The organism is Pectobacterium sp. CHL-2024, from assembly GCF_044751765.1.
Classification (GTDB): Bacteria; Pseudomonadota; Gammaproteobacteria; order Enterobacterales; family Enterobacteriaceae; genus Pectobacterium; species Pectobacterium brasiliense.
This window is the reverse complement of record NZ_JBIXKO010000001.1, coordinates 394,340-407,251: the sequence shown is the minus strand read 5'-3', so window position 1 is coordinate 407,251 and position 12,912 is coordinate 394,340. Positions and strand designations below refer to the sequence as shown.

Annotated in this window: 14 protein-coding genes; 5 read left to right on the top strand and 9 right to left on the bottom strand. The window is 48.9% G+C overall.

All coding sequences use genetic code 11. The features are described 5' to 3' along the window. Positions 1-57: 57 nt before the first annotated feature. The 6 genes from kdsA to hemA form a co-directional block, all read right to left on the bottom strand. Positions 58-912, bottom strand: coding sequence for a 3-deoxy-8-phosphooctulonate synthase (gene kdsA, locus ACIPUG_RS01755; protein WP_014915425.1), 855 nt, complete (start codon positions 910-912; stop codon positions 58-60). Positions 913-987: 75 nt separating this feature from the next. Further along, on the bottom strand, positions 988-1,797 hold the full coding sequence (sirB1, locus tag ACIPUG_RS01750; RefSeq protein WP_010274939.1) for an invasion regulator SirB1: 810 nt from the start codon (positions 1,795-1,797) through the stop codon (positions 988-990). Between the two features lie 2 nt (positions 1,798-1,799). Next, positions 1,800-2,201, bottom strand: a complete 402-nt coding sequence (locus ACIPUG_RS01745; protein ID WP_010274936.1) for a SirB2 family protein — start codon at positions 2,199-2,201, stop codon at positions 1,800-1,802. A gap of 5 nt (positions 2,202-2,206) precedes the next feature. After that, a complete protein-coding gene (prmC, locus tag ACIPUG_RS01740; protein ID WP_119871743.1) occupies positions 2,207-3,052 on the bottom strand; it encodes a peptide chain release factor N(5)-glutamine methyltransferase in 846 nt (281 codons plus the stop codon). Beyond that, complete coding sequence (gene prfA, locus ACIPUG_RS01735) at positions 3,052-4,134, bottom strand: peptide chain release factor 1 (RefSeq protein ID WP_014915429.1); 1,083 nt, start codon at positions 4,132-4,134, stop codon at positions 3,052-3,054. Before prfA ends, prmC begins: the two co-directional genes overlap by 1 nt. A gap of 33 nt (positions 4,135-4,167) precedes the next feature. After that, a complete protein-coding gene (gene hemA / locus ACIPUG_RS01730) occupies positions 4,168-5,424 on the bottom strand; it encodes a glutamyl-tRNA reductase (protein ID WP_205591354.1) in 1,257 nt (418 codons plus the stop codon). A gap of 232 nt (positions 5,425-5,656) precedes the next feature. On the opposite strand from hemA, the gene lolB reads away from it, so the two are divergent. The 3 genes from lolB (at position 5,657) to prs (ending at position 8,241) form a co-directional block, all read left to right on the top strand. Further along, a complete protein-coding gene (gene lolB / locus ACIPUG_RS01725) occupies positions 5,657-6,280 on the top strand; it encodes a lipoprotein insertase outer membrane protein LolB (protein WP_039288033.1) in 624 nt (207 codons plus the stop codon). Positions 6,281-6,283: 3 nt separating this feature from the next. Further along, positions 6,284-7,156, top strand: coding sequence for a 4-(cytidine 5'-diphospho)-2-C-methyl-D-erythritol kinase (gene ispE, locus ACIPUG_RS01720; protein WP_400337072.1), 873 nt, complete (start codon positions 6,284-6,286; stop codon positions 7,154-7,156). A 137-nt stretch (positions 7,157-7,293) separates the two neighbouring features. Continuing rightward, the gene (gene prs, locus ACIPUG_RS01715) at positions 7,294-8,241 is read left to right on the top strand and encodes a ribose-phosphate diphosphokinase (RefSeq protein ID WP_010274915.1); all 948 of its coding nucleotides are present in this window, start codon (positions 7,294-7,296) and stop codon (positions 8,239-8,241) included. Positions 8,242-8,605: 364 nt separating this feature from the next. Here the strand turns inward: prs and ychH are convergent, their stop codons facing one another. Next, positions 8,606-8,875, bottom strand: coding sequence for a stress-induced protein YchH (ychH, locus tag ACIPUG_RS01710; protein ID WP_014915433.1), 270 nt, complete (start codon positions 8,873-8,875; stop codon positions 8,606-8,608). Between the two features lie 314 nt (positions 8,876-9,189). Here ychH and pth point away from each other — a divergent pair, with 314 nt between their 5' ends. Further along, a complete protein-coding gene (pth, locus tag ACIPUG_RS01705; RefSeq protein WP_010274897.1) occupies positions 9,190-9,777 on the top strand; it encodes an aminoacyl-tRNA hydrolase in 588 nt (195 codons plus the stop codon). A gap of 129 nt (positions 9,778-9,906) precedes the next feature. Beyond that, entirely contained in the window at positions 9,907-10,998 is a 1,092-nt protein-coding gene (gene ychF, locus ACIPUG_RS01700) for a redox-regulated ATPase YchF (RefSeq protein WP_039529179.1), read from the top strand. Positions 10,999-11,338: 340 nt separating this feature from the next. On the opposite strand, the gene ACIPUG_RS01695 is transcribed toward ychF, so the two are convergent. Both ACIPUG_RS01695 and ACIPUG_RS01690 read right to left on the bottom strand, forming a co-directional pair. Then, complete coding sequence (locus ACIPUG_RS01695) at positions 11,339-12,370, bottom strand: hypothetical protein (protein ID WP_400337069.1); 1,032 nt, start codon at positions 12,368-12,370, stop codon at positions 11,339-11,341. Then, entirely contained in the window at positions 12,367-12,735 is a 369-nt protein-coding gene (locus tag ACIPUG_RS01690; protein ID WP_400337067.1) for a hypothetical protein, read from the bottom strand. Before ACIPUG_RS01690 ends, ACIPUG_RS01695 begins: the two co-directional genes overlap by 4 nt. Positions 12,736-12,912: the final 177 nt, after the last annotated feature.

Genomic DNA, 12,912 nt, shown 5'->3' with positions numbered 1-12,912 from the left:
GACGAACGTTATAAACACAAAAACCCGCGATATTGCGGGTTTTTTGTTTGAGTAAGATTACTTGCTGGTATCCAGTTCTGGGAAGCTTTTCACCAGATCGTCAATCGCTTTGATCTGTTGCAGGAACGGCTCCAGTTTATCCAGCGGCAGCGCAGACGGACCATCACATTTCGCATTCGCAGGATCCGGGTGAGCTTCAATAAATAGCCCTGCCAGACCGACGGCCATACCGGCACGCGCCAGCTCAGTTACCTGTCCACGACGGCCACCGGACGCCGCACCAAACGGGTCGCGGCACTGTAGCGCATGTGTAACGTCAAAAATCACCGGCGCACCGTTGGAAGCCTGCTTCATGACATTGAAGCCCAGCATATCGACAACCAGATTGTCGTAACCGAAGTTGCTGCCGCGATCGCACAGAATCACCTGATCGTTGCCACCTTCGATGAATTTATCGACGATGTTACCCATTTGACCCGGGCTGACGAATTGCGGTTTTTTCACGTTGATCACCGCACCGGTTTTCGCCATCGCTTCCACCAGATCGGTTTGGCGCGCCAAAAACGCAGGAAGCTGGATCACATCAACAACATCGGCAACGGGCTGAGCCTGATGCGATTCATGCACGTCAGTGATAATTTTTACGCCAAAGGTCTGTTTCAGTTCCTGGAAGATTTTCATCCCTTCTTCCAGACCAGGACCACGGTAAGAGTGAATAGAGGAACGATTAGCCTTATCGAATGACGCCTTGAACACGTATGGAATGCCCAACTTCTGCGTGACCGTGACGTAATGCTCACAAATGCGCATCGCCAGATCGCGTGATTCAAGAACATTCATGCCGCCAAACAGCACAAAAGGCAGATCGTTGGCGACGGGGATATCCCCTATCTTGACCACTTTATTCGTCATACTTTTACCTTCATGTCGGGAAATAAATTAACGTAGCATTACTGCAAAACGGGTTCTTAATGTAAGACTGTTTTTTTAATGCAAGACAATCTGTTTCTGCTCTATCGAGTGAATCTGCACTTTTATCATTTCACTCACCGGATCTTCCGGGCACTGTTCAACGAAATAGTTGAGATCGGACAGCGCAATATGGTCGCAGTCCAGTTGAGCATAAATCAGGCCGCGATCGCGGATTTCATAGGGATCGTCCGGGTCAAACTGCAACACCGCTTCGCTGGCTCTCAACGCCAGCTCCATCTGCTTTTCTTCCATCAGAGCGACTTTCAGCGTGTCGAGCATTTTACGTACGATCAGAACGTTTTCAGCTTCATCCAGATCTTCATCGAGCAGGCGGGTTGACGGACCGATATTACCTTTCAGCCAGACTTCCAGCACATGCTCGCTTAACGTATCGCCATTTAGCGGATTGATCAGCCACATCTCTTCGTCGAGCCAGTCGGCGCGCAGAATCAGCTGCGTCGGGAAAATCACCGGCATCAGCGGCAGGCCAAGCTCATTGGCGATATGCAGAAAGATAACGCCAAGCGATACAGGCATACCCTGACGAGATTCAAGCACCTGATCCAGCCACAGCGCATCAGAAAGACGATAAACACCGCCCGCACCGCCGAATCCCCAAGTGTGATAAAACAGCTCAATCAGCTTTTCAAGCTGAAGATCTTGCTCAAGGTCGTCAGGAATAGCAGCCCGAGCGTTCTCAACCAGCTGTTGCAGATTTTGCCGCACATCCTGAGCGGGAAAGTCGCGGCGAATCGCCTGTGAAACCAACACGACACCATCACTTAGCAGTGACTGGTTGAATTCAAAATCAGCAATAGCACTCATAATTATTCCATCAGCAACGGTGACTGCGTCAGTGCCAGCAGCACGACCACACCAAAGCATATTAAAGCAGATACAAACGCCAACCAGCGAACGTTCTGGCTACGGGGGCGTTTCCCCAAGGCGATAGCGCCAAGAAGGATATAAATGATAACGCCAAACAGTTTTTCCGTCAGCCAGCTTTGCTCGGGAGTAAACGGATACGTATGGCTAAGCGTGATTAAACCAATACCGCTGATTAATAACAAGGTGTCGTTAATATGCGGCAGGATTTTCACCCAGCGCTGTTGCAGCATAGCGGATTGTCGGCACAGCCAAAAAAAACGAATCACAAACAGGGAGATACTAATGCCAACCGTTGCCAGATGCAGATATATCGTGGCTGGATAAAGAGTTATCACGTCCATTGCTCCTAATAAATTGGGGTATCCGACCAGCGTCCTAACGACACACGGTCATTGCCACCATAGTCCTGACAGGTTTCTATTTGTGTAAATCCTCGGGCCTGCAATAGCTGACGCACCGCATCAGCCTGCTGCCAGCCATGTTCCAGCAGCAGCCAGCCACCGTCGTCCAAATAATGCGGCGCAGATTCAATAATGGTGCGTAAATCCGCCAGTCCGTTGTCGGCGGCAATCAGCGCGCTGGCAGGTTCAAAACGGACATCGCCCTGCGACAGATGCACATCATCGGCATCAATATACGGGGGATTACTGGCGATAAGCGCAAAGCGCGTATGATCAAGCGGTGAATACCAGCTTCCGGATAAGAAATGGGCGTTGTCGAGCCCCAATTGCTGGGCGTTTTTTGTCGCTAACGCAACGGCATCGGGTTGGACATCGACGCCAGTCACCCGGCAATCACGCCGTTCACTCGCCAGCGCCAGCGCAATCGCGCCGGTTCCCGTGCCCAGATCCAGCACAGCACACGGCGTTTGAGGTAGGCGTAGCAAGGCTTGTTCAACCAGACATTCGGTATCGGGACGAGGAATCAGCGTGGCGGGTGAAACGGCCAGCGGCAGTGACCAGAACTCGCGCACGCCGATCAAATAGGCGATAGGTTCCCCCTGTTCACGACGCAGCAGCAACTCAGTTAACTGCTGCTGTTCAGCCGCGTTCAGCTCAGTTTCACCAAACGCCAGCAGGAACGTGCGGGACTTGCCAGTCACAAATCCCAGCAAAATTTCCGCATCTCGCTTCGGACTTTCTCCCGCCGCGAGCTGCGCCGCGGCAGAGATTAACCAATCCTGATACGTCATTATTCCTGCTCGGACAACGCAGCAAGCTGATCGGCCTGGTATTCCTGCACAACTGGTTGAATTAGCGTGTCCAGCTTCCCTTCCATGACTTCATCCAGCCGGTACAGCGTCAGGTTAATGCGGTGATCGGTCACCCTTCCCTGTGGGAAGTTGTAGGTCCGGATACGGTCAGAACGATCGCCGCTGCCGAGCAGGTTACGACGAGTTGACGCTTCTTCCTGCTGACGTTTCTGCACTTCTGCGGCACGAATACGCGCCCCCAGCACCGACAGCGCTTTGGCTTTGTTTTTGTGCTGTGAACGCTCGTCCTGACACTCCACGACAATACCGGTTGGCAAGTGGGTAATACGGATAGCGGAATCGGTGGTGTTAACGTGCTGACCGCCCGCGCCAGAAGAGCGGAAGGTATCGATGCGTAAATCCGCCGGGTTGATGTCCGGCATCTCCGCTTCCGGCACTTCCGCCATCACGGCGACCGTACAGGCCGAGGTATGAATGCGTCCTTGAGATTCCGTTGCGGGAACGCGCTGAACGCGATGACCGCCGGATTCAAATTTGAGCTGACCGTACACACCGTCACCGGAGATTTTGGCGATAACTTCTTTATAGCCGCCATGTTCACCATCGCTGGCGCTTACCACCTCAACGCGCCAGCGGCGTGATTCAGCATAACGACTGTACATACGGAACAGGTCACCGGCAAAGATCGCCGCTTCGTCACCGCCCGTTCCGGCGCGCACTTCCAGAAAACAGCCGCGCTCATCGTCGGGATCTTTCGGCAACAACAGCACCTGAAGCTGCTGCTCCAGTGCTTCAATTGTCGCTTTGCTTTCTTTCAACTCTTCCTGCGCCATATCGCGCATTTCAGGATCGTCCAGCATCATTTCTGCGGTTTGCTGATCCTCTTGCGCCTGCTGCCATTGCTGGAAACAGCGGGTAATATCAGTGAGCTGCGCATATTCTCGCGACAACGTGCGAAAGCGATCCATATCAGCGATGACGCTGGGCTCACCGAGTAACGCCTGGACTTCTTCATGGCGTTCTTGTAACGCTTCCAGTTTAGCAACAATAGAAGGCTTCATGCGGGCGGTTAAATCCTGTAATAGAGATGAATGCTAGTCCAGCCCAAGGCTGTCACGTAAAATTTGTAACCGGTGTTGGTCGCCATCACGAGCGGCTTGCTGAAGGGATTTGGTCGGCGCGTGAATCAGACGGTTGGTTAAACGGTGTGTTAGTTCCTGAATCACCGCTTCAACGTCATTGCCTTGTTGGATGGCAGCCAGCGCCTTGGCCGTCATTTCCGCACGTAATTCATCGGCTTGAGCACGATAATCGCGAATGGTCTCCACCGCGGACTGCGCACGCAGCCACGCCATGAAGTCAGAGCTTTCCTGCTGCACGATAGATTCAGCCTGAACCGCCGCTGCTTTGCGCTGCGCAAGGTTATGCTGAATGATGGCGTGCAGATCGTCCACACTGTAGAGATAAACGTTCGGCAATTTGCCGACTTCCGGCTCAATATCGCGCGGAACCGCAATATCCACCATCAGCATTGGCTGATTCCGTCTCGCCTTCAGCGTCCGTTCCATCATCCCTTTTCCGATAATCGGCAACGTACTTGCCGTTGAACTGATCACGATATCGGCCTGAACGAGCTGTTCGTCCAGCTCTGCCAGCGTGATGACTTCTGCGCCCACTTCCGCTGCCAGCGCCTGCGCGCGTTCTCGGGTGCGGTTCGCAATCACCATTTTCTGTACTTTGTGCTCGCGAAGATAGCGGGCGACCAGTTCAATGGTTTCTCCGGCACCAACCAGCAGCACCGTGACATCCGACAGTGATTCAAAAATCTGCCGCGCCAGCGTACAGGCGGCAAATGCCACCGACACCGCGCTGGCACCGATATCCGTTTCCGTACGAACACGTTTGGCCACGGTAAAAGATTTCTGGAACAGGCGCTCCAGCTCGCTGGACAAGGAATGACCACGCTGTGATTCGGCAAACGCCTTCTTCACCTGCCCCAAAATCTGCGGTTCGCCTAACACCAGAGAATCCAGACCGCTGGCAACACGCATCAAATGGCTAACTGCCGCGTTATCCTGATGCCAGTACAGGCTGCCGTTGACCTCTTCCGGGCGCAGTTGATGATATTCACACAGCCAGCGAATCAGTTGCTCACGCTGGTTTTCCTGTTCGTCAACGCTAAGATAGAGTTCCGTGCGATTGCAGGTAGACAGCACAACGCCGCCCTGCACCAGCGGTTGCTGTAGCAGACTGTCGAGGGCCACCCCGAGTTTATCTGGTGAGAACACAACACGTTCACGCAGAGAAACCGGTGCGGTTTTGTGATTAATACCAAGCGCAAGCAGGGTCATTAGGCTGTTTCTGAGTAATACCGGTCTTAGTATGGATTTCGTTTGAATCGCATTCTACTTGATGCAGGAGTGCAAGAAAAGCGACAGCACGCGATACACCTCGTCTGAGGTAGTCACTTTTTGACAAAAAACAATAAACGCCATTAACGAATAACAATCATTGACGCTGAGCGGTAAGCCCGTTAGCGTGACGTATTTCACGGACTTCGTTCATTTACAGGATACGACCGACATGCCAACCAAAACCGTCCGATGCCTGCGTTTACTGCCTTTAGCCAGCGTATTGCTTGCCGCCTGTAGCATTAATCAACCGACCCAAACGGGTAAAAGCCCCACCTCGCCAGAGTGGCAACAGCATCAGCAAAAGGTCCAGCAGCTCAGCCAATATCAGACGCGCGGCGCTTTTGCCTATATCTCCGATAGTAAAAGAGTATCAGCCAATTTCTTCTGGCAGGACACACCGCCGCAGCGTTATCGACTGCTGCTGACCAACCCGCTCGGCAGCACCGAATTAGAACTGCGTGCTCAGCCTGACGGCGTGCAAATCACCGACAATCAGGGTAAGCGTTACGTGGGTAAAGATGCCGAATACATGATTCAGCAACTGACCGGCATGGCGATCCCGCTGAATAATCTGCGCCAGTGGATCCTCGGCATCCCAGGTGACGCCACCGAATTCACGCTGGATGAACGCTATCTGCTGAAAACCATCACCTATCGTCAGGGCAATCAAAACTGGAACGTCAGCTATCAGAGCTACAACACCGAGTTAACGCCTCCGCTGCCAACCAGTCTGGAGCTGGTTCAGGGTGAACAGCGTATTAAGCTGAAGATGAATAACTGGATGGTTAAATAAGCGATGCAACCGACGGTTATCGAGACATGGCCAGCCCCCGCCAAACTGAACCTGTTTCTTTATATTACCGGCCAGAGAAAAGACGGGTATCACCTGCTGCAAACGCTATTCCAGTTTCTGGATTACGGTGACACCTTGACGATTCGGCCGCGTGATGACGAGCAGATTAATCTGCTTACCCCTGTCGACGGTGTAGAGAACGAGCAAAACCTGATCGTCCGCGCCGCACGCTTATTACAACAGCACTGCGAACGCTACGATATTCGCCCTGATCAGTTCGGCGCAGACATCAGTATTGAGAAATGTCTTCCGATGGGCGGCGGGCTGGGCGGTGGTTCATCCAACGCAGCGACCGTGTTGGTCGCCCTTAACCATTTGTGGCAAAGCGGGCTGAGCGTGGATACGTTGGCCGAACTGGGGCTGCAATTGGGTGCAGATGTTCCCGTCTTTGTTCGTGGGCATTCTGCCTTTGCCGAAGGCATTGGCGAGCAGTTAACCCCCGCAAATCCGCCAGAAAAATGGTATCTGGTCGCTCACCCTGGCGTGAGTATTGCCACGCCGTTGATTTTCGGCGATCCTGAGTTGACGCGGAATTCGCCAATTCGTGATTTAGAAACTTTATTAAACCAGACCTTCGTCAATGATTGTGAAGCTATCGCAAGAAAACGTTTTCGTGAGGTTGAACAGCTACTTTCATGGCTGCTAGAATATGCCCCGGCGCGCCTGACTGGAACGGGGGCTTGTGTGTTTGCAGAGTTTGACACCGAGTTCGCAGCCCGTCAGGTGCTTGACCAGGCCCCGGAATGGTTAAACGGTTTCGTCGCGAGAGGTGTTAATATCTCTCCGCTACACCGTACGCTTTCTGGGCAACGTTAGGTTTTGCCACACACCGGCTGCCATGCGGCCAGTCTGTAGCAAACTTAATTCATACACCCGTATGCATGTTGTACCTGTTGTTCTTCCTTGCTTGGCAGGTGCAATATTTCTCTGGACGCAAGCCTGAGGTTCTTCTCGTGCCTGATATGAAGCTTTTTGCTGGTAACGCCATCCCGGAACTAGCACAACGTATTGCCAACCGTTTGTACACTAGCCTTGGCGACGCCGCTGTCGGTCGTTTTAGCGATGGCGAAGTCAGCGTGCAAATCAATGAAAATGTACGCGGTGGTGATATTTTCATCATCCAGTCCACCTGTGCACCCACCAATGACAACCTGATGGAACTGGTTGTGATGGTCGATGCTCTGCGTCGCGCTTCCGCGGGACGTATTACCGCCGTTATCCCCTACTTCGGCTATGCCCGTCAGGATCGTCGCGTGCGTTCCGCACGTGTGCCAATCACCGCGAAAGTCGTTGCTGACTTCCTGTCCAGCGTGGGTGTTGACCGTGTTCTGACTGTGGATCTGCACGCTGAGCAGATTCAGGGTTTCTTCGATGTCCCGGTAGATAACGTATTCGGTAGCCCGATCCTGCTGGAAGACATGTTGCAACAGAATCTGGAAAACCCGATCGTGGTTTCTCCAGATATCGGTGGCGTTGTGCGTGCCCGCGCAATCGCTAAACTGCTGAACGATACCGACATGGCGATCATCGACAAGCGCCGTCCGCGTGCCAACGTTTCTCAGGTGATGCACATCATCGGTGACGTCGCTGGCCGTGACTGTGTGCTGGTTGACGATATGATCGACACCGGCGGCACACTGTGCAAAGCGGCGGAAGCGCTGAAGGAACGTGGGGCTAAACGTGTATTCGCTTATGCCACACACCCGATCTTCTCAGGCAATGCTTACGAGAACATCAAGAACTCTGTAATTGATGAAGTGATTGTCTGCGATACCATTCCGCTGGCGGAAAACATTCGTTCACTGCCGAATGTTCGTACGTTGACGCTGTCCGGTATGTTGGCCGAAGCGATTCGTCGTATCAGCAACGAAGAATCCATTTCTGCAATGTTTGAACATTAATCGCCGCTGATCGAGTAATCGATCAAAAACGATAATGAGGGAGCCACCTGTAACAAGGTGGCTTTCTTATTTCTCTACACGTCATACTTCAAGTTGCATGTGCGTTGGCTTCGTTCAAATACTCGGCCCGTCGTGGGCCTCGCCCTGAAGGGCCGCTGCAAGCAGCGTTCAAATCTGCTCCCGGCAGATTTGTCACCCGAATCACTTACTTAAGTAAGTGATTCGGGATTCCTTCCCTTGCCGCCTGCCTGAAACTCGAATTATTTAGTGTATACGTGATAAAAAACAAAAAACCGCCATAGCGAGGCTACAGCGGCTCTATTGTTCATTTTCATTAATGCTTATAGCGTAGGGTAATTAACGGTTATTGATGGCGCTGGCGGCGACAACGCTTATCAAAGTGTTTAACCCACCAGTAACGATCCGCGACTTCTTCACGCCCGCTAATACGCGCCCCCGCCAACCAAAATATTGCGCCAGAAAAAATACTGACCAGATCAATGTAAGTCATATATTCAGGAACATTCAGTTTCGGGAACTGGCTGGCGATAGAAAAACCGATGCCGCCGATCATCATGATCATCCCGATACCCATCAATACATTACCTAGTACTGTCACGTTCTTGCGTTTCATCTGCCACCTCCAGATTAATTCTGTGGATGAATCGGAGTGCCATTACTGTTTACTGTCTTATTATTGATGTAATTATAGACAATAACGTACTTAGATGATTGCGGGAGGGATCACAGATAAGGGGAATGATTAATATTTTTTTACGTTTAAACAAATAAATAGACAAAAATCCGAATAATCACACCACTAAACAAATAACATTATTTTTACATTCCAACACCGATATTTGGCTATACCTCATGCGGTGTGTAAACTAACGCTTTCGTTTATCACGCTACCCTGCGTCAGTTTAAGCACGTAATTTGGAATATACCGTGAGCAGCATTAAATTAATTGTCGGCCTGGCGAATCCCGGCGCTGAATACGCCGCCACCCGCCATAATGCGGGTGCCTGGTTTGTCGATCGTCTGGCGGACGCTTACCGTCAGCCGCTGAAAGAAGAAAGCAAATTTTTTGGTTACACCTCCCGCCTGAATCTGGCTGGGCAAGATGTACGTCTGCTGGTTCCCACCACGTTCATGAACCTGAGCGGCAAAGCCGTCGCGGCAATGGCCACCTTCTACCGCATCCAGCCTGATGAAATTCTGGTTGCACACGATGAACTGGATTTATTACCGGGAATTGCCAAACTTAAGCTGGGCGGCGGACACGGCGGCCATAACGGTCTGAAAGACATCATCAGTAAATTGGGGAACAACCCAAACTTCCATCGTTTACGCATCGGTATCGGCCATCCGGGTGATAAAAGCAAAGTGACCGGTTTTGTGCTGGGCAAACCGCCGACGAGCGAACAGACGCTGATCGACGATGCCATTGACGAAGCCGTACGCTGCACAGAAATCCTGATGAAAGAAGACATGATCAAAGCGATGAACCGCTTGCATGCCTTCAAAGCGGCATAATCTGGTCAGAATGCGGATGGCAGATCGAGATAAATCGCCATTCCGTGTATAATCGGCCGAAATATTTCCATTCTGACAGGCAAGAGATAGTAATTGCCTGATTAATAAGTTATTTAAGGTGATATAAACATGGGATTCAAATGCGGTATCGTTGGGCTGCCTAACGTCGGTAAATCCACTCTGTTCAATGCGCTGACCAAAGCCGGCATCGAAGCGGCCAACTTCCCGTTTTGTACCATCGAGCCGAACACTGGCGTAGTACCGATGCCCGATCCACGTCTGGACAAGCTGGCTGAAATCGTTAAGCCACAGCGTATCCTCCCTACCACCATGGAATTTGTTGATATCGCCGGTCTGGTAAAAGGCGCATCCAAAGGTGAAGGTTTGGGTAACCAGTTCCTGACCAACATTCGTGAAACGGAAGCCATCGGCCACGTTGTACGCTGCTTCGAAAACGACAACATCATCCACGTCAACAACAAAGTTGATCCATCTGATGATATCGAAGTCATCAACACTGAATTAGCACTGTCTGACCTCGACACCTGTGAACGCGCCATTCATCGCGTGCAGAAGAGAGCCAAAGGCGGCGATAAAGATGCTAAAGCTGAGCTGGCCGCGCTGGAGAAATGTTTACCGCAGTTGGAAAACGCTGGCATGCTGCGCTCGCTGGATTTAAGCGATGAAGATAAAGCAGCCATCCGCTACCTGAGCTTCCTGACGCTGAAACCAACGATGTACATCGCCAACGTCAACGAAGACGGTTTCGAAAACAATCCATACCTCGATAAAGTGCGTGAAATCGCGGCCGCTGAAGGTTCTGTCGTTGTGGCCGTCTGCGCCGCCGTTGAATCGGATATTGCCGAGCTGGACGATGCTGACCGTGAAGAATTCATGGCTGAGTTAGGGTTAGAAGAACCGGGTCTGAACCGCGTAATCCGTGCGGGCTATGAGCTGCTGAATCTGCAAACTTACTTCACTGCTGGCGTGAAAGAAGTTCGTGCCTGGACCATCCCTGTCGGCGCTACCGCCCCGCAGGCCGCCGGTAAGATTCACACCGACTTCGAAAAAGGCTTCATCCGCGCCCAGACTATCGCCTATGAAGACTTCATCACCTACAAGGGTGAACAAGGCGCGAAAGAAGCCGGAAAAATGCGCTCAGAAGGCAAAGAATACATCGTTAAAGATGGCGATGTGATGAACTTCCTGTTCAACGTGTAATTTGATTTTGTTGTCTCATGCGATCTCACCGTATCTCTTGAAGATCAACAAATCCCATAAAATCCACGCATTTGCGTGGATTTTCTTTTCGTCGCGTCTCACGTGATATAGTGGCAACACAGTCAAAGATGATTTCATAGATAGGCATGATAATTTTCTGAACTGTAACAGATAAATACGTGTCTTTGTAAGCATCCCGGTAAAATGAAAAAAGACCGAATACGGTTTTCGGTCTTTTATTTCAGTAACTTACAATACGCCCAACTACAAATCACCTACCACAAAACCCCCATTAAATGGAAGAAGATAAAATAAAAATATAGAAAGGCTACCATTCATCTCAGTCTTCAACTTTTTTCTTCTCATTTTTTTTATCTTTATTAGTTAATTGATCCGCTAAATTAGTCAGTATTTGACTTTGAACTTCACCTAATAATTTCACTTCTTTACCAAAATGTTTTCTATCAAGCGAATCAAGTGGAGATTTTAATATTTCTTTCTGAACTGCCTTTATGAATGCGGATGTGTTTTTTTCGCCCGTTTTTTCAATTTCACTCTTAATTGACATTAACGATAAAGATAAAACTTTTTTATACGCATAATCTTCGATAATATTTTTCTGTTTGATATATTGACTCGCACAAAACCATGCGCCGACCAAAAATAGTGGAGCCACCAAAATTCTAGAAATAATGTATGGCACATTATCGCCATTAAACTTATGAGCACTCACCTCACCGCCAAAAATCCCAACATAAATTTCAGGAAAAACAGTCAGCAAACATATTGCTATTGCGCTCAAGAGAAATAAAGCTCCCAGTGATGGCCACAAAATGATGTAGCGCTTTGAACGGTCATATTGAATTTTAAAATGCTGCCCAACTGCTGCTGCAGTCGCATTTCCAACAATTCCTTTTACTGTTGCAATTAAACCACTTAAATCATCATTATTTTTCTTATAAATATCATTATGCTTCTGTACAAATAAAGTTAACGTTTTCACATCACTTACAGTTTTTGAAACTTCTTTTCTAAGATCAGACAAATCAGTATTAACATTTTGATACATCGTCAAAAACTCTGTTGCCTTTGCATGTCCAACATCCAGCTCAGCAAGTTTATTTTTATACTCCTCACTCCCTACCGTAAATTTGGAAAGTGCTTTCCGATAATTAATTTCAAGTGTTTCTATTTTTTCTTGCTGGAGATTTAACTTGGATAAATTTGTTTCTAATGAATTGTATTCATTATATATATCATCAACGAGTTTTTTTGCATTTACGTAAGTATGTTTCAAATCATCGATATATTCTTTAATCATAAATCCATTGGCATTAAAATTTAAACCCTCATGAATTTTATAGTCATTCAAATAATCAATAGCATCTCTTTGATAAGAGTCAAAATTTTTTTAAACCTTTTTAGAATTTCTAAATAATTCTCAACATAACCTACCCCCTCACGGCCATGAGCCTTACTCGCCTGTTGAGTATAGCTAATAAAATCATGGAGATGAGATGACAAGCCAGCCTTATCCCTAATAATATCTACTTTCTTATCGCTATTTTTTTTAATTATATTATTAAATTGATAAAGAGAAGCTTTTGTCTTCTGCAAAAGTCGTTTTAAATCTTTGCATGCACTCTCATCAGGCTCAATCAAAAGAGGAATTGCCGATGAGACTTGATAAACCAATCCATCAATTTCCATGATTGCAATGTCAATTATATCATTCATTTAATTTATATCCATTCCTAATTTAAACTCAAATTCCATTACTCGAAATTTAAAATATTGCTAGCTATTTGCAATTATCTTTCTGATAAGACCTATACATATACCACATCCGAAACAAGACATTGTAAATGAGACCATTTATAACTTATCTCAAGTTTATTACCAGATATTCTTGCA